This window comes from Acinetobacter sp. 243_ASPC (assembly GCF_001054715.1).
In the GTDB taxonomy this organism is placed as follows: Bacteria; Pseudomonadota; Gammaproteobacteria; order Pseudomonadales; family Moraxellaceae; genus Acinetobacter; species Acinetobacter soli.
The window spans coordinates 43387-61501 of sequence record NZ_JVOR01000095.1 but is presented as its reverse complement, the minus strand read 5'-3'; the positions used below and the strand labels follow the sequence as shown (position 1 = coordinate 61501).

Annotated in this window: 18 protein-coding genes; 7 read left to right on the top strand and 11 right to left on the bottom strand. The window is 40.5% G+C overall.

Going from position 1 to position 18115, the window contains the following annotated elements; all coding sequences use genetic code 11:
* Positions 1–69 precede the first annotated feature (69 nt).
* From ADA42_RS12365 to ADA42_RS12320, 10 genes are all read right to left on the bottom strand, one after another.
* Positions 70–516 carry a phage virion morphogenesis protein gene (locus tag ADA42_RS12365; protein ID WP_048765504.1) on the bottom strand — a complete coding sequence of 149 codons (447 nt, stop codon included), beginning with the start codon at positions 514–516 and terminating at the stop codon, positions 70–72.
* Positions 513–1040, bottom strand: coding sequence for a phage tail protein (locus ADA42_RS12360; RefSeq protein ID WP_048765500.1), 528 nt, complete (start codon positions 1038–1040; stop codon positions 513–515). Before ADA42_RS12360 ends, ADA42_RS12365 begins: the two co-directional genes overlap by 4 nt.
* On the bottom strand, positions 1037–1873 hold the full coding sequence (locus ADA42_RS12355) for an N-acetylmuramidase domain-containing protein (protein WP_171249937.1): 837 nt from the start codon (positions 1871–1873) through the stop codon (positions 1037–1039). The genes ADA42_RS12360 and ADA42_RS12355 overlap by 4 nt, the downstream gene beginning before the upstream one ends.
* A complete protein-coding gene (locus ADA42_RS12350) occupies positions 1870–2139 on the bottom strand; it encodes a phage holin family protein (protein ID WP_048765495.1) in 270 nt (89 codons plus the stop codon). The genes ADA42_RS12355 and ADA42_RS12350 overlap by 4 nt, the downstream gene beginning before the upstream one ends.
* Positions 2136–2492: a putative holin gene (locus tag ADA42_RS12345; protein ID WP_048765494.1), complete on the bottom strand. Its 357-nt coding sequence runs from the start codon at positions 2490–2492 to the stop codon at positions 2136–2138. Before ADA42_RS12345 ends, ADA42_RS12350 begins: the two co-directional genes overlap by 4 nt.
* Before the next feature lie 8 nt (positions 2493–2500).
* Positions 2501–2710 carry a tail protein X gene (locus tag ADA42_RS12340; protein WP_048765492.1) on the bottom strand — a complete coding sequence of 70 codons (210 nt, stop codon included), beginning with the start codon at positions 2708–2710 and terminating at the stop codon, positions 2501–2503.
* Positions 2711–3163 (bottom strand): head completion/stabilization protein, encoded by a 453-nt coding sequence (locus ADA42_RS12335; protein WP_048765488.1) that lies wholly within the window; start codon positions 3161–3163, stop codon positions 2711–2713.
* A 101-nt stretch (positions 3164–3264) separates the two neighbouring features.
* The gene (gene gpM / locus ADA42_RS12330) at positions 3265–4029 is read right to left on the bottom strand and encodes a phage terminase small subunit (RefSeq protein WP_048765486.1); all 765 of its coding nucleotides are present in this window, start codon (positions 4027–4029) and stop codon (positions 3265–3267) included.
* Positions 4030–4037: 8 nt separating this feature from the next.
* Positions 4038–5051, bottom strand: coding sequence for a phage major capsid protein, P2 family (locus ADA42_RS12325; RefSeq protein WP_048765484.1), 1014 nt, complete (start codon positions 5049–5051; stop codon positions 4038–4040).
* 5 nt (positions 5052–5056) lie between these two features.
* Positions 5057–5860, bottom strand: coding sequence for a GPO family capsid scaffolding protein (locus ADA42_RS12320; protein ID WP_048765481.1), 804 nt, complete (start codon positions 5858–5860; stop codon positions 5057–5059).
* Positions 5861–6016: 156 nt separating this feature from the next.
* Here ADA42_RS12320 and ADA42_RS12315 point away from each other — a divergent pair, with 156 nt between their 5' ends.
* The 3 genes from ADA42_RS12315 to ADA42_RS12305 are packed head-to-tail and all read left to right on the top strand — an operon-like array spanning position 6017 to position 9305.
* The gene (locus tag ADA42_RS12315) at positions 6017–7801 is read left to right on the top strand and encodes a terminase large subunit domain-containing protein (protein ID WP_048765480.1); all 1785 of its coding nucleotides are present in this window, start codon (positions 6017–6019) and stop codon (positions 7799–7801) included.
* Positions 7801–8790 carry a phage portal protein gene (locus ADA42_RS12310; protein WP_048765478.1) on the top strand — a complete coding sequence of 330 codons (990 nt, stop codon included), beginning with the start codon at positions 7801–7803 and terminating at the stop codon, positions 8788–8790. The genes ADA42_RS12315 and ADA42_RS12310 overlap by 1 nt, the downstream gene beginning before the upstream one ends.
* A gap of 8 nt (positions 8791–8798) precedes the next feature.
* Complete coding sequence (locus ADA42_RS12305) at positions 8799–9305, top strand: hypothetical protein (RefSeq protein WP_048765476.1); 507 nt, start codon at positions 8799–8801, stop codon at positions 9303–9305.
* An 841-nt stretch (positions 9306–10146) separates the two neighbouring features.
* On the opposite strand, the gene ADA42_RS12300 is transcribed toward ADA42_RS12305, so the two are convergent.
* Positions 10147–11520, bottom strand: coding sequence for an MFS transporter (locus tag ADA42_RS12300; RefSeq protein ID WP_048765475.1), 1374 nt, complete (start codon positions 11518–11520; stop codon positions 10147–10149).
* Between the two features lie 395 nt (positions 11521–11915).
* On the opposite strand from ADA42_RS12300, the gene ADA42_RS12295 reads away from it, so the two are divergent.
* From ADA42_RS12295 to glnE, 4 genes are all read left to right on the top strand, one after another.
* Complete coding sequence (locus tag ADA42_RS12295) at positions 11916–13340, top strand: aldehyde dehydrogenase family protein (RefSeq protein WP_081407832.1); 1425 nt, start codon at positions 11916–11918, stop codon at positions 13338–13340.
* 234 nt (positions 13341–13574) lie between these two features.
* The gene (locus ADA42_RS12290; RefSeq protein WP_048765474.1) at positions 13575–13793 is read left to right on the top strand and encodes a hypothetical protein; all 219 of its coding nucleotides are present in this window, start codon (positions 13575–13577) and stop codon (positions 13791–13793) included.
* A 221-nt stretch (positions 13794–14014) separates the two neighbouring features.
* On the top strand, positions 14015–15283 hold the full coding sequence (locus tag ADA42_RS12285) for a sensor histidine kinase (RefSeq protein WP_004933007.1): 1269 nt from the start codon (positions 14015–14017) through the stop codon (positions 15281–15283).
* 68 nt (positions 15284–15351) lie between these two features.
* On the top strand, positions 15352–18102 hold the full coding sequence (gene glnE / locus ADA42_RS12280) for a bifunctional [glutamate--ammonia ligase]-adenylyl-L-tyrosine phosphorylase/[glutamate--ammonia-ligase] adenylyltransferase (RefSeq protein WP_048765472.1): 2751 nt from the start codon (positions 15352–15354) through the stop codon (positions 18100–18102).
* Positions 18103–18115: the final 13 nt, after the last annotated feature.

Sequence of the window (18115 nt, the reverse complement as noted above, 5' to 3'; positions counted from 1 at the left end):
TTTGCTGTAACTAAAAAAGCTTTGCAGTTGTTTAAGAATGTAAAACTGACTTTTACATGATAGAAGGGGTTATATATTGATATGTTTTAGAAATGAAGATTCAATATTTTGGATTTCTTCAGGCGAAAAACCTAATATTTCACGCTTTGGATAAACTGTATCTGGTGCGGATCTGGTGGCACGATCTCTTAAGCCGTATTGGTGGACATTGGCGATATTGCCAATACGACCAATAAATCCGATAGCAATAGATTCGCTGTTGCTCAATATATTTAGGTATTTATTGGATTTAATTTTAGCAAACATCTTACGTTTGATTTTACCCTTTTGTTCACGTAAACGGGTACGTCTGGCAGTATAGGTTGAACCATCGGGGTTTTGCTGTGCTGTGATTCTTTTTCGTTGGCTAATTCTTAAATCACGTCCAATTTTTTTGGCAAGCTTTGCTCGTTCACCAGCAGATAAGCGATCTAGCATGGGCTGCAAGTACACTGCTAGATCTTGAATATTATTCATGGGTTTTTACCAGGAAAAGGCATATCCAAAGATCGTCCTTGTTTATTTGCCGTTGTCCATGATGCCAATGGTGTGCCATCTTTATCAATCAACTCAAAATCAGTCGGTGTTTCAAATTCGGTATATTGAGGTTCAGGTGGATAGGACATTTCAAATTTTCCTTCAGCATTTTTTTTAACGATGACGCGCTCAGTTAAAGGAATTTTGAAATGCAGATCATATTTAGTGTTATCAATCAGTTCAGCTTCAAAACTGATAGAATCTTTAGCTTTATTTAAGTTGGCCATTAACTCGGACTGATTATCTATAATCCAAGTAAATAGAACGATACCGAAAACATCTACATCACCAGCATAATCCGTAACGATCAGATCCAGTGTATAGCTCATTTCAAAACTATAGCCTGTGGCTGCGGTACTCATTAATTTACCATCGTTGGCAAATATAAGAAGGCGATCCTGATCTTGGGGAAGATCAGGAATCGCATTTAGCAAATACTCACGCAAGGCATGTGGTTTTTTCATGCTGCTTTTCCATTTAAATAATCGGGATCCAGACGGTTCATGACTTGAATGAATTTACTGTCATAACCCAATTTTTTGTAGTTCTTACCATTGTAAAGCGTAAAAACCGTCGACCAATCTTCAGCACGTAGAGCATCCAAAAGCTTTATTTTTTTATTACCAATCGTGCCAGATTTAAACTCGACAAAACGAAGGAATGCTTCAAATTGAAGAGATTCGGATTTTTGCATCTGAGCCACAAAATCTTGAACGCTTTCATAGCCAAGATCTTTCCAATTTTCACCCATAAGCTGAAATTGTCCCCAAGATGTTGATTCAAGGGCAGCTTGTTCATGGATCTGTTTGGCTAGACTTAAACGGGTATGTTCTGCTGCTTTACCTTTATAACCACCAGTGGCAGTGTTGACAATATTGGGGTAGCGTTGCATTTGTTGTTTGGCAAATTGCACCCCTTTGTACTGTGCCAAATAAAAATACATTCGGTGACGTTCAAATAAAATTTCTAATTTGCCGTTATCTAAATATCCACCACCATCACTTTCAACTTCGGAAAAAGCACGAAGTACCAATTCTGGTACACCTAAACGTTTTGCACCATTTACATAATCTGAATCTTTTAAAAATTTCGAGATATCAAAACCATTCAGTGCAGACCAAGTTTTTGTTCCAGCAATACCATCAGAAACGAGACCAACTTTTTTTTGGAATGCTTTTAATGCAGTTTCAGTTTTATGGCCAAAGTCACCATCGGCTTGTACCACAAAACCAAGACCAGTCAATTTTTTTTGCAATTGAGTGACAGGGTCACCTTTGGCACCATATTTTAAAATCATGATTTACTCCAGATGAGTTTAGCGACATTTCCCTGGCTTCGATAAATTAATAAAGCTAAGACAAGTGCAAAAATGGCATCCCATAGCGTTACAGGATCTTTGAAGAAAATGATATGAACGGATTGACCTAAAAATGAGGCAATCAATAATGTGGCGAACCAAGCATATTTTCGGTTGTAATTGCCATTATGGTTGAAGCACACAATCCGGATGCCGCAAAACAAATAGGCCAATAAGGCAATCGCTTGAAATAAAAATTCGATCATGTCTTTCCACCTCGAATTATTTTGATAATGTCTGAAAGTTTGGCTTGTTTTACCCAATCGACGGCTTTGATCAGGATGAACAAGCAAAATGTGGATGCAATTAAAGCTGCAAGGGCATCTGCCGTAATGAAGGTGTTTTCTGTAATTAAAGGCGTGCTGATATAGCCAATACCAGTGGAAAGTATGAGATTAATAAATCGCTTGGCAGCGGATAAATCTTTCTCATAACTTGCAATGAATGCTGCACCGAGTACTGCCCCTAACAATGCATTACCATTGATAAATGGCAGAATGGACATTGCACTTAGACCAATGACACTTGCCGATGTTGTTGTGGTTGTTGGTTCAGGCATAAATTCTCTCAATCCCAAAGCTGAATACTTTGGGTTTTGTTTTGTGGTGTTGGAATGTCTGGTAACTGAACTTGGGTACCCATCGGAAGAATTGGACCAAATTCTGCAAGGTGTGAGTTTGCTTCGAGCACTTGTTCGACTACGCCTGTGCTTCGTCCATATTCACGCCAGCAAATGGCATCCACAGTGTCATTTTGGATGGCATAAACTACTTTCATTTAAACCAACTCCACATTTAAACGAGGTACTTTTTTCAAGTCCCGGATAGCAAAACGAAGATCACGCTTATAATCATCAATTGTTGGTGTTAGTTCTTCAGCCTTCTGTGCACCATTATTTGTGGTGTCATATGAGCGGTAACGCTCACACAGCTCCGCGCCAGTTGAAGCAGCCACGGCCCGAAAATACAGAACAACAGCAACAGACTTTCCATTGATCTGCTTTGATGTCATCTCCCCTAATGTTGGAGCTTTCGTGATTAAACTTTCCAACTTGTCATTGACATGAATGACAGCCGCTTCAATGGCTGGAATCAGACGCTGATTGGTTACACTGGAATCAAGACGTAAAACTTCACGGATGTGATTACTAGATACAGCTGGAAAAAAAGGATCGCTGCTAATCACTTGGTCTTGATGTGTGAAGCTACCGTTTGCAATTAAACCAGACATATTTATTCTCATTGGTTGAGGGGTGGAGATCTGAATCAAAAAACAGAACAAATCATGTTGCTTATGATCAAATCTGCCCCTCGGTGGGTGCTGGGCACTCGTTAAGAAGAGACTCCCTCAAATACCTGATTGCCATAGTCATCTACAACTGGTGAACCATCAGCATTGAGTAAGGGTTGAGGTGGATTTTCTTCTAATTGTTTTTTCAAAAGGCGTTCGGCTTTTTGAAGTTCTTGTTTACCGCCACAATTTTCATTGTGTTTAATGGCCCGTTTCAGGAAATTCACGGCCAAAGCGTACAATTCTTGGTGTAAGTAAGTTCGACCTAATGCGACATAGAGCTTTGCACGGATCTGATCATGCATGCTAAAAGATGCTGTGATGCTATTGGCTTTTTCCAAAATGGATACATCAAAAAATTCACCTGCAGTATGTGCTGCTTTAGCGGCGTTCCCAATTTCTTCCGCGACAATGGATGCCGTATCACGATTGAAAGTATCTGGTGACTCAATGCCGTGTTTTAAGGCATATTCCGCAATGCGCAACCCATCTTCAAACATAGCTGCATCAAAACACCACACCATAATGGTTGTGACAACATGATCTTTCATAAGTGGTGTACGATCTTCGACAGACAGAACGCCATCCACATAAGGCATATATTTTGGAATCAAATTTGCTTTATATTGAGCACGTTCAATTTCTGATTTAATGCCTCGAAGCAAGTTTTGGTCATTTTTTAATTCTGCCAACTGCAACATATACACACTGGCATCTTCACGTACACCGCCAAATTCATTCTCTGCATTAGCAGCTGCTTTGGCTGCTAATGCTTGAAGGCGATGTCGTCGAGCTGGACTCAACATAAATCACCTTATCCCTGAATTTCGATATTTTCTACAAATGCGACTTTTTCGTATGTTTCAACGACGTAAGCATCATTTGATGAATTGAACTCTTCAACTTGGTCCATAGAAGAATTATCTTCTACAGCACGACGTTTGCCAGTTTCTTGATAATAAATCGACAGATTATCAAGTGATGTAATTAATAAAGCATGCTCTGGGAAAAAAGGAACACGTACAGCGGGTAATCCACCAATTTGCTTCTGGCTCAATAAAACTTGACCCGCCAATGTATCAGTATTGTCTTTGGAATCATTGACCAGTGGGAAGTTCTTATCATTCAATAATTGACGACCACAAATAACAACTAGATCCGTTGCATCCTGATGAACTTCACCAATTAGGTTGCTCACTGCATCAACTACAACAGCATCAAGATTTTTATAGTCACCTGTTGGTCCGACTGTTACTTTTCCTGAGTCTTTGACAACTTCTTTCATATAGTGATCAGGTGCTTTGGTACGAATTTTTTCGAGCCAGCCAATATTGACATCCTGCAATAATGGATTCGCATTTCGATCAGTCGTGGTTGCAGCTGATTTACCGTTGAAGCCAATCATGATCATATCTAATGCGATTGCACGTTCAACAAATGCTTTCCATTTTGCATAGAAGTCATCAAACTTAGCCCAAGCATCCATTTTTTCATATCGTAAAGCTACGTCAAAATCCGTTTTTTTACATTGATAAGTATTGGAATCTAGACCAGTAGGATCTACTGGCTTACGTGCTGTACCACCTTTGGTATTGGTTCGGCCAGCAATGGTTTGGCTCTGTGTCAATCCAATCGCTTCACCTTCAAGTTCTTCAACAGGAATAATATTAATTTTTTGAAGAAACTCTGAGGATTGTTGAATCGAATTTACCATTTTCTGTGCAATGGATGGTTCGACCGTAAATTTTTTGGATGGATCTGCTACACCGTTTGCTTCACCAATTTTCGCGACAGTGTAGGTAAATTTTTCACGTGTTAAATTTTGCATGGTGATTAGTACTCAACTTTTTCTGAGAAATTGCCTTTGCTTTCAGGTGCTGGTGGTGTTCTGGGGTTTTGCTCATGTCCTAACTTGGTTTTGAGCGCATTGAAATCGGTCTGAAGCTGTGAATAATCTTTCTTCAGATCATTCAGTTCCTTAACGGTGTTACCGAAGGTTTTTGCAATTTCTTCAACGGATTTTGCAATCTCACCGAACTGCCCATTATTTATCTGGCTTTGTTCTTCCTGTTTGGGATTCAGCCAGTCAATTACTTTGGAAAATAAATTTGAAACAGGTGATTCTTCTTCAAATTCAAGTGCTACTTCTTCAGCAGCTGTAAATAAATTTTCTTTAGATTGTTTTTTTGATGTGAAAGGGTTGGCATCAGGATTCTTGGCTGCAAATTCCATGATTTGTGTGCCTAAAGATGCTGGAGTATCAGTAAATGCGAGTCCAACCAAATAAGCTTCATTGGTATCAGCAAAGCTCGGATTGACTTCAATCGAGTTGAACAGTTTTTGATTTTTGCCGTGCATTTCGATCAAATTATCAAACGCTTCAAGCTGAACATATAAAGCCCATTTCTTTTGACCAGCAATCTCATCTTCCTGGGCTTTTACTGCCAGTACTTTTGCATAATTGCCGAAAGGAGAGTCTGGAATAATGCCGCGCAAATGCTCAATATTTGCCAAAGCTGTATAGGTATTTGGGCTATAATTTTTTGCCATTTGTTGAATCCAAGATGCTTCAATCTGGCGACCATCAGTGGTGGCTCCAGCAACAGCAACTCGATAAAACTTGGATTTCTTACTCATGAGGGGTAAATCCTGCTTTGTATTAGAAAATTCGTTATCAATGTAGTAAGCAGAATCGGAATTACAGCTAAAACAATCAATCGGTATAGCATGTAAAAGAGTGTTTTACATGACCAAGCACATGAATTAGGACAACAGCATTGGCTTAATGAGCCAATGAATAAAGAATCTGAAAATCCGCCTCTATCTTTTGATAACCGCCTCTTAGCAAAGTTTTTATACTGGATGGGGTGGCGAATCAGCTCGATTGCAGATTACTTAAAAGAAAATGTCAAAAATGTCCATGCATGGAAAGCAAGAGACGAATGGGATGAACAAGCCCCTGAAGGACGTGTTGCACAAGCACTAGAAGCCCAACTTGTAAAACTGATTATTCTTGAGAAAAAAACACCAAATGATTTTAAAGAAATTGATTTGCTTATGCGTCAGCTGGAGCGTATGGCCAAAATCAATAAATACAACAATGGCGGTAATGAAACTGATCTTAATCCGAACCTAAAAAATAGAAATGCTGGTCCACGTAAATCAGCACCTAAAAATGTTCTCACCGAAGAGCAGATCGAAAAATTACTTGAAGACTTTGATGATGGATTATTTGATTATCAAAAAGTCTGGTACCGAGCACGTGAACAAAGAAACCGTGCCTTATTAAAATCACGCCAGATTGGTGCAACTTTCTATTTTGCCCGAGAAGCTTTAATTAAGGCTGTAACAACTGGTCGAAATCAGATTTTTCTATCTGCGTCAAAAGCCCAGGCTCACGGCTTTAAAACTTATATTAAAGATTTTGTACTTCAATCAATTGGTGTGGATCTACAAGGTGATCCAATTACTATCACTTTACCGACAAATGAAACAGTTCAACTCATTTTCCTAAGCACAAATGCTAAGACTGCTCAAAGTTATCATGGTGATTTATATTTTGATGAATTTTTCTGGGTACATGGTTTTGCTACGCTGAAAAAAGTGGCATCTGCTATGGCAGCTCAGAAACAGTATAAAAAAACCTATTTCTCTACACCGTCAAGTAAATCTCATGAAGCATATAAATTCTGGACGGGTGAAGCCTATAACAAAGGTCGTACCAAAGATAAGCAAGTAGAAATTGATACCAGTCATGAGACTCTAAGAAATGGTGCTCTATGTAATGACCAGATGTGGAGACATATCGTCAACATCTATGATGCAGAACGTCAGGGTTGTGATTTATTCGATATTGAAGAATTAATTGCCGAAAACAGTGCTGATGAATTTGCAAACTTATATATGTGTGAATTTGTCGATGATGGCCAAAGTGTATTCCCGCTTAGCCTTATCCAGCCATGTATGGTGGATTCTTGGGATTTATGGACAAAAGATTTCAAACCTTTGGCCTTAAGGCCATTTGGTAATAAACCTGTATGGGTAGGCTACGACCCTGCTGAATCAGGGGATAGTGCTGGACTGGTTGTAATTGCCCCCCCAGAATCTGGTTACAACAAGTTTCGCTTACTTGAACACCATCAATTCAAAGGGATGGATTTTGCCAGCCAGGCAGCATTTATTAAAAAGATTTGCCAAAAATATCGAGTGGCTTACATCGGGATGGATAAATCAGGGATGGGTACTGGAATTGCTCAGTTAGTGCAAGAGTTTTTCCCAAATCTAACTACCTTCACATATTCAGTAGATGTCAAAACCCAATTAGTTATGAAGGGAATGGATGTCATCAACAAAGGACGTTTTGAATTTGATGCTGGAGCAACAGAAGTTGCTCAGTCATTGATGGCCATTAAAAAAACACTTACAGCATCTCAAAAACAAATGACCTTTGAGGCTTCAAGAGCAGAAAACATTGGTCATGCTGATTTGGCATTCGCTATTTTCCACGCCTTCTTTAACGAGCCGTTGTCACTAGATAACGATGGAAGCTCGAAAAAATCATCTATGGAGATTTACTAATGTCCGACAGCAAAGTACAGGCATTTACATTCGGTGATGCTGAGCCCGTACTCAATAAAAGTGATTTTTCACAATTTTATGAAACTTGGCTTTGCGGTAACTATTATCAACCACATATTAGTATGCATGGACTAGCGAAATCTTTTAAGGCAATGCCTTATTTATCTACCGCCATTTTTTACAAAAAGAATCAACTCGTATCCTCACTTAGACCAAACAAATTGGTAAACACTTCAGATTTTGAACGTTTAGCAATTGACTATCTGGTCTTTGGCAACTCGTATTTACAACGAATTGATAACCGTCTGAATGATCCTTTAAGGCTTAAAGGTCTTATGGCCAAATATACTCGTCGTATGAAGGATCCAAATGATTTTCTTCAACTTGTAAATGGATATGATGAGTTTATCTTTCCTACTGGTACGGTGTGCCATATCAAATCAGTAGATTTAGACCAAGAAATTTATGGTTCACCAGAATATATTTCAGCACTCCAATCTGCATGGTTGAATGAATCGGCAACACTGTTTCGTCGTAAATATTATAACAATGGATCCCATGCTGGTTTTATCCTCTACATGACGGATTCTCAAATAGACGATGATGATGTCGATGGGATCAAACAGGCAATGAAAGATTCTCGCGGTCCTGGGAACTTTCGTAATTTATTTCTACATGCACCTGGTGGGAAGAAAGATGGGCTGCAACTTATTCCGATCAGTGAGTTGGCTGCCAAGGATGAGTTCTTAAATATAAAAAATATTACGCGTGATGATGTTCTTGCATCACAGCGAACTCCACCTCAACTCCTTGGAATCATTCCCTCCAATGCTGGAGGCTTTGGATCTATATCAGAAGCACGTGAAGCTTATTGGTATTCAGAAATTATTCCTCTTCAAAATCTATTTAGTAACGCCATTAATGAATGGTTTGGTGATCGCATCATCCAATTTAAAGATTTTAAAGAGCTTCAGTTCAAACAACAGTGAGACAAAAAATGAATATTGCGTTGGCAATTAAATACTGGAAATACATTGTGATGATTGCATTAGCCATCGCATTGTCTTTTTCCATGATCAATGGCGCAAGTAAGTCACATCAAATTGATTTACTTAACTCAGAAAAAGTATTGGCAGAAACAGAACGTGATCTTGCCAAAACTCAAGCAACTGTAGATACGCTCCAAACAGAAAAAAATTGGAGTGATAAACTTTTGGAGTCAGAACAAAATGCGAATAAAAACTTACAGGTTGCATTGGATGCTGCCAGTGATAGTGCTTTGGCTGTTGACCGGTTGTCAAAACAAATCAATGATTCAGACAAACGTATGTCCACAGCTTCCAACCAAGCCCTCATTGAATATGGAAAGACCTGCAATTCCGTACTCAACACAATGGCAGAACGTGGTCAAGAAATCGCAAGATCAGCTGATGCACACGCAATTGATGCAGAGCGACTAGAACAAGCTTGGCCAGAGAAGAGTAAGCCAGACAAAAAGAGTTGATGGCTCAATAGCTACAAAACTACAAGTCCTCCATGTTGGAGGGCTTTTTTTTGACTAAAATTCTCAAAATCTGAAATTTGAACCAGCGGCGGGCGGTTGTCCCCCCACCACACCTGGGCAGTAAATATGTCGAAAACACTACAAAAATTCATACTTGTCATTTCTGTATCCAAGTATTGATAGATACAGTCTGTGATACAGCAAAAACAATAAGAATTGATTCTACAGATTTCTACACAGTCCTTCGTTTTTCTACAACTATAAATTTTTGTTTAAAACCATCTATAAAAACAGGCTTTGCAAAACTTATGGGAATCTTTCAGAAAAGGTAACAGACCTATATTTTTGATATCAATTTTTATTTAAGTATTTAATTTTAAATAATTTATTTTAGTTACCTTTTAGGGGTAATCTTTGGTAATCATAGACATTGGTTTTCTAATAAATTTAATTAAATCATATAGATAAAAGGTAATAGCTGATTACCTTTTTAAAGAGTAATAAGTTACCTATAAATTACCGATAAGTTACCTTTTAAAAATTGTATATTTATTTATTAATTTCATTAACTTAAACTTATATATTCACTATTGATTACCTTTGTTACCATCTTCCGAAACCACGCTTAGTTTTTTTGCAATTGATAAATTAATTATTCAGACTATTGTAGATATTTCGGCTTTAAAAATCACCATAAAACGTACTATTTCCGCTTTGTCTCCGCTCATTTCATCTCATATCTTTGTTTTATAAAGCTACTGAGGTTCCGACCCTCGGGACCAAGATTCTAAAAACCCAGATCATTTAAATGGTCTGGGTTTTTTCTTGTCTAGACTCAATATTATTCTCTTTTTGATGACCATACAAAAGGCTCTGCTTTTTGTTGTTCTTCATTATCGGTTTCTAGGCGAATGCCTGTGCGATCTTTAAACACACAAATAGCCAGAAAAGCCAGCGTTGCCATCAAACATAGATAACTACTCACCCAAAAAATACCATTTGGTTTGATAATCAGGGCCGCTGCAATTAGGGGCGCAAATGCACCGCCCATAATCGTGCCAATTGCATAAGTAATGGAAATGCTGGTAAAGCGAATAGATGCGGGAAAAAGCTCCGCATAAAACACGGCTTGTACGCCATAGGTCATTCCAATGCCCGCAGACAATAACGCCAGACCAATCATAATATTAAGGTAGTCACCAGTTTGTACCAGCGGAAATAGGCAAAGTGCGGTCACAATTTGAATCACTGAGCCAATCACATATAAACGCTTACGACCATATTTGTCTGAGAGCACGGCAGTAAACCAAGTAAAAAATGTCCAGATTAGAGCAGAAACGCTGACCAGTGATAAAATGGTTGGTCGATTCAAGGCGAGGCCATTTGGATTGGTGGTATAGCTTTGCAAAAAACCACCTGCGGTCATGTAGCCCAGACATGTCGTGCCAGCAATCAGAAGTGCAGCCGTGAAAACGACTTTTTTATAGCTTTTAAACAGTGTTCGAATCGGCTGCTCGGCAGTGCCTTTTTGCTTCAGATCATCAAAAACTGGGCTCTCATCGACCGAGCGTCGAATCCAGTGTCCCAGTACAAATAAAAAAATACTCACCAGAAAAGGAATGCGCCAACCCCATTGTACAAATTCGTCCCCCGGTGAAACGTATCCGGTCATGATCACGAGCATGAGTGACGCCAATAACAAGCCCAACGGGACTCCTAGTTGAGGAAAAGCACTAAACATGCCGCGCTTGTCTTGAGGTGCATGTTCAACCGCCATGAGTACGGCGCCACCCCATTCGCCTCCTGTCGAAATGCCCTGAATGATTCGAAGAATAATCAATAAAATGGGCGCTGCAATGCCAATCGTGTCGTAGCTGGGGAGTAACCCGATGGCCACAGTACTCATTCCCATCATGATGAGAGTGACACTTAAAATAGTTTTACGGCCAATTTTGTCACCAAAATAGCCTGCCACGAAGGCACCAAGTGGACGAAAAATAAAACTGATTCCCACCGATGCAAACACCAATAGTGTCGCAAAAACTGGGCCTGCGGGTTTAAAAAACAACTGATTAAAGACCAGTCCGGCCACTGCGGCATAAATAAAATAATCATACCACTCGATGGTGGTGCCGGCTAAAGTGGCAAAGGCGATTTTTTGTGTACTCTGCTGTGCATGTGGCCTGCTTAAGGGGAGTGACGTGGCTTTTTCCATGTGGTGTTTTCCTTTTCAATTCTTGTCATATTTTTAGCTCTAATGCTGCCGATGTAGATGAATTCCTGTTCAAAACATCGCCACTTGAGTATGGTTTAAAAAATAAATAAAAGATACATAAAAATAAATAAAAAAATTAAAATGTATCGTAAATATTTTTTTAAAATTATATTAATCATTGGTTTATTATTTTTTTAACTATATATGATATGAAATAACAAATGAATACAATATTATGTATGAATAAATAAGTATGTTGATACGACATGATCGGCAGAATGCTGGCTCATCTGTAAAAAGCATCTGTCAGTCACAAGAAAGAAAGTCGGGAAGTACAAGCGTTCGATACAACGTAATAAAAAATGCATCAACAAAAAATGCCAAGGAAAAATACAATGACGGAGATCACCATGAATACAGCGATGTATTATGCAGGCAAGGCAATAGAAGGACAGGGCCCAACATTTGAGGTCATTAATCCTGCGACCGAAAGCGTCATTGTCAAATGCAAAGCGGCAACCACAGCACAGGTCGATGATGCTGTTTTGGCTGCAAAAAAAGCCTTTGAACAATGGCAATATACCTCTGACGAACAGATTCGCTTGAGTCTGGATCGAAATGCACAAGATATTAAAGCTGAGCGTTCAGTATTGGCTGAGCTGATTACTCTTGAGCAAGGTAAGCCGCTATTTTTAGCCGAAATGGAAGTGGATATGGCGCTGTACTGGCTTGAGGTGACCAATCAGTTTGAAGTGCCAGTTTTGCAGCATACCGATCCAATGGGTAAACAGATGAGCATTTTTCATCGTCCATTGGGCGTGATTGCCTCGATTACACCGTGGAACTGGCCGTTTATGATTGCCATCTGGCACTTAATTCCGGCACTGAAAACCAAAAACTGTGTCATCAACAAGCCTTCAGAATTTACGCCACTGAGCACCATCAAACTGATTGAAATCATTCAGCGACATGTACCCACAGGCGTATGTAATCTGGTGCTGGGTGCGGGTGAGGTAGGTGCTGCATTGAGTCAGCATCCAGAAATTGAGAAAGTCGTATTTACAGGCTCTACTGCTGTGGGTAAAAAAATCCTGTCTGCGGCAACCGATCAACTCAAGCATGTGGTGCTTGAGCTTGGGGGGAATGATGCCGCGATTGTGTTACAAGATGTCGATGTGGCAGAAACGGCGCAAAAGATTTTTATGAGTGCTTTTTTAAATGCTGGCCAAACCTGTGCCTGTATTAAACGTTTATATGTACATGAGAGCATTTTTGATCAAATGGTGGCGGCACTGGCACAAATTGCCGATGCTCAGGTACTGGGCAATGGTCGCAATACGGACACCACGCTTGGTCCAGTGCAAAACCGCAACCAGTATCTTAAAGTCAAAAATATGATTGAAGATGCCGTTGCACAAGGCGCCAAAATTGCGAATCAGAATCTTGCTCGAGTACCTGAGGCGGGCTATTTTATTGCACCTTTAATTTTAACCCATGTCGATGAGCACAGTGAAATCTTTGCAAAAGAGCAATTTGGGCCAGTATTACCTGTCGTAAGCTTTCGCAATATTGATGAAGTGATTGCGCAATCTAATCAGTCTTCCTATGCATTGGGTGGTTCTGTATGGACGCAAAACATGGCTCAAGCCCACCAAATTGCAGCAAAAATGCAGACTGGTACAGTGTGGATTAACAGTCATGCCGATGTGTCACCGTTTGCAGAGTTTGGAGGCTGGAAACAGTCTGGATTAGGGTATGCGTTTGGTTTAGATGGCTTACTGCTGTTTACCAAAAAGCAAGCCATCCAGTATGCAGTCTAGCTGACTCAGTATTCATCTAACCACTTTTTGAGGCGATGTACGTTAAAAATACAATCACTATCAAAAGTAGCTTTTTAATGAACTCAAAATAGTGTTGCAAATGAGATGGATAGCAGCACAGATCAAATTGATATTACACACTGAAACAATGCCATAAAATTTAACAAGTTAGCGAGATGGTTGAGCAAAAATCATGCTATACAAAAAGGCAGTAAAAAATTTAGGAAGAACAAGATGAATCGTTTAGAAATTAAGGTGAAAGATCAATTTGAAAAAGTATATCCCGCGATTGCGCTATTAAAAGATCAGCTCAAATCGCCTACAGGTGCAGAACTGAGCCTGTATCAGCGTGTCGAGAAAATCGAGGTGGAAAATGAAACGATTCTGCCTTCGACAGAGCTACTCTTTGAAAGCCAAAATAGCAACCGTATTTATCGGATTGTCGGTGGATAGCAAATACGCTCACGCATAAAAAATTCAGTCACCACCTCATGTTCGCATGGGGTGGTTTTTTATACGTGTTTTACGTCGGTAACAGGAGAGGGTCTGTCGTTTTCTAATTGCTTTTATTAGAAAAATTTGTTAAATGTATAAGGTGTATCCTTATTTTGTTGCGCTGTTGTTTAAATTTATTAAATCTACTCAATAATAATCACAATCCTGGCGAGGCTCGCATGAAAATGCAACTAATACGACTTGATCAAGCAGATCAGCTAAGTGCATGCCGCCTATCGCTTCTGCTTGGACTCAATAGTGACAATGACCTAGTACAACGCTATGTCAGTTTTACCACTAAGCTTCTCAATGTCAAATATGCCATTCTAAGCTTTGAGGAAGAACCGTACGTATGGCATATCAATCATGACGGTCTTCATGCTTTATCTAAAATCGAATTAATACCATCGTTGCGTGCAGTCCATAACATGGATGTACTCGATGCTGTGCACCCGCAATATATGCATTTATGTCAGGTGCTACAGACATTGGGTGTAAATTATCAGCGTTTAATTGCGATTAATTTACAAAAATCCGATCAGCAGTCGATAGGGGTTGCTATCTTTTTTGATGATGAACTGACATCTTTTGATCCAACCAGTATTGAACTGGTACAGAGCTATACCGCTGGATTTGTGCGCCATGCCGAACTCAAGTTTAATTTTGAAGAGCTCAGAGAACTCTATGAGCAGCAGTCAGCGCTGAATTTTAGTAAAAACAAATTCTTTTCAATTATTGCGCACGACCTACGTGCTCCATTTCATGGTTTGCTGGGTTTCTCTGAAGTATTGGCCAAAGAGCGTGAAACATTAGATGAGTCAAGTGTTCAAAATATAGCAGACTATCTTTATGACACTTCGCAGTCGACTTACAACTTGCTTGAAAGTTTACTCAATTGGGCGATGGCTGAGGGCGGGCGATTCGTATACCATCCCATCAGTTTTAATCTTAAGCAAGTGACCACCATTGTCATGAGCATTTTGAATACCTTTGCGCTGAAAAAAAATATTCAGCTCATCGACGATGTACCTGAAGACATCAAGCTTTTTGCCGATATCAACATGATCACTTCGCTGATTCAAAACTTGGTGTCGAATGCACTAAAATTCACACCTATGGATGGTACAGGTCGGGTCAGTATTTCAGCCAAACAAATTGCTGAAAATGTTGAAATTGCTGTACAGGATACGGGTCATGGCATGACCGAGTCGCAGCTTAAAGAAGTCTTTCAGCCACGTATTACGGTAAGTTTTCGTGGAACCGCTGGAGAAAAAGGTGCAGGTTTAGGGCTCACCTTGTGTAAGCGCTTTGTCGATTTAAATCTTGGTTCGATTAAGGTTGAATCAAAAGAAGGCGAAGGCACAACTTTTCGTGTGATATTGCCTGCGGCGCAGCATGTAACCGACAATGTGATTGAACATGCTGATACAGAAGTAAAATTGGTTTAAATAGATTTCCCATCTTTAGCATGTAACTGCTATAACTATGCAAACAATCAAGTTGCAGGTTTGATTCAATGAATGCTGAGCAGTTACAAATAACTTTAAGATCAAGTCAATACGCAGAACACGTGCTCGAATTACACCGCACCTTTCTCGAGCAGGACTTTCAACTTGATCGGTTTACTGCTCACCTTTCCCGTGACGATATTTTCCAAACAGTTGAACAAACACTCGAGGGTATTGAAGACGAAGCCACATGGATGAAAAGCCTGCGGATTCTTCGTGCACGTTTGATGTTTCGCTGGATCTGGCAAGATGCCAATCAACAGACCGATGTGGTCACGCTCACCCGCGAACTCTCCGATTTTGCCGATGCCAGTATTTGTGCCGCTAAACGCTTTGCATTAGGGCCTTTGCTGGCCAAGCACGGCGAACCGCTGGGTTATTCTGGTGAAGTTCAAGATTTAATTGTGATTGGTATGGGCAAACTAGGTGCTCAAGAACTCAATCTCTCTAGTGATATCGACCTGATTTTTGCCTTTGATGAACAAGGTGAAACGCAGGGCAGAAAATCCATCGATGTACAGCAATTTTGTATTTTGTGGGGACAAAAACTCATTTATCTGCTCGATCATATCACCGCAGATGGCTTTGTTTTTCGTGTTGATATGCGTTTAAGGCCGTGGGGCGATGGCTCAGCCTTGGCGATTAGTCATGTGGCCTTGGAAAAATACTTGATTCAGCACGGACGCGAGTGGGAGCGCTATGCGTGGATCAAAGCCCGTATTATCAGTGGGGGCGTTCATGGCGAACATTTGATGGAGATGACTCGGCCTTTTGTATTTCGTCGTTACGTCGACTATTCGGCATTTGAAGCCATGCGTGAAATGAAAAGCATGATTGAGCGTGAAGTCGCACGTCGTAATATCGCCGATGATATCAAGCTTGGAGCAGGTGGTATTCGCGAAGTCGAGTTTATTGTTCAGGTATTTCAGCTCATTTATGGCGGTTCAAAGCGTGAGCTGCAAGATCGGCAGTGTTTGGTAAGTTTGCATCATCTTGGGCAAGTCGGGCTACTTACGCCTGAGGCAGTGGTGCAACTAGAAGATGCTTATCTGTTTCTCAGACGCGTCGAACATGCGATTCAGGCCTTGAATGATCAGCAAACCCAATCTTTGCCACATGATCCAGAGCTGCGTCAGCGTATTTTGGATACCTTGCATTACCCGACTTGGGATGCGTTTTTAAATACACTCAACACCAAACGTGAAAAAGTCAGCGAACAATTTAAGCATTTGATTCAGGATGAAATAACAGCACCTGAGCAGACCGATACACAGCTTGAGCAGCGACTTGCCGAAGTGCTAGATGATGCATCTAAAAACTTGATTTACGAGTTTTGGCACGGTAATGCCCTAAAAAAACTACCTGCGAAAGCTGTACAGCGTTTAAAAGATTTTTGGCCATATTTGATTGAGGCAATTTTACAATCTGAACACCCTCAACTGGCCTTGATGCGTTTGATGCCTTTGGTCGAGTCGGTTATGCGCCGAACGGTCTATCTGGTCATGTTGATGGAAAGTCGCGGTGCCATGCAGCGTTTGGTCAAAATGGCTACCGTCAGTCCATGGATTTGTGAAGAACTGAGCCAGTATCCGGTATTGCTCGATGAGTTTTTGACCATGGATTTTGGTCTGCCTACCCGTCAAGATCTTGAAGACTCATTACGTCAGCAGCTATTACGGATTGAGCTAGATCAAGTCGAAGAACAAATGCAGGTATTGCGCCTGTTTAAGAAAAGCAATGTCCTGACTGTGGCAGCCAGTGATGTGCTGGCTGAAAGTCCACTCATGAAAGTTTCTGATGCATTGACCGATATTGCAGAAGTCAGTGTGGCGGCCACACTGCAACTGTCATATCAGACCGTGGCAAAAAAACACGGCTATCCACAAGATGTTACGGGTAAGCGCTGCTCAGCCGATCATTTAGGATTTGCCGTAATAGGCTATGGCAAGCTCGGTGGCATTGAACTGGGTTACGGCTCAGATCTGGATCTGGTCTTTATTCATTCTTTTGATGAGCAAGCCGAAACTGATGGCAATAAAACCATTACCGGATTTGAGTTTGCCATGCGGGTGGCACAGAAATTTCTCTCATACATGACCACACAAACGCTTGATGGTCGTGTTTATGAAATTGATACTCGACTCAGACCTTCTGGAGAGGCCGGGCTTTTAGTGACGAGTTTAAAAGCCTTTGAGCAGTATCAGCTTAAAAATGCATGGCTTTGGGAACATCAAGCGCTGGTTCGTGCACGCTCGATTGCCGGTGAGCCTGAACTACGCGAAAAGTTTGAGGCGATTCGCTGTCAGATTCTGACTCAGCCGCGCGATGAAGCACATGTGCGCGCTGAAGTGCTCAAAATGCGTCAGAAGATGAAAGATCATCTAGGCTCATCAAATGAACAAAAAAAACATGGGATTTTTCATTTAAAACAGGATGCGGGAGGTATCGTTGACATCGAATTTATGGCACAGTATGTGGTTCTAGCATGGAGTGGGTCGAATTCTGATCTCGCCCATTTTTCCGATAATGTGAGAATTCTAGAAGATGCTGCTCAAGCAGGCTGCTTATCCAGTGAAGATGCCACAGCATTAATACACGCTTATCTAAGCGAACGAGCCGAGAGCCACCGTTTAGCACTTGCAAATCAATCCATGCAAGTGAACGCTGCGGATTGGCACGATACCCGAGTGATCGTTTGCAAGTTATGGCAAAGATTAATAGATCCAACGGCAAATTTTATGGCGTTGGAGAGTAAATAATTGTGTAAAAAAA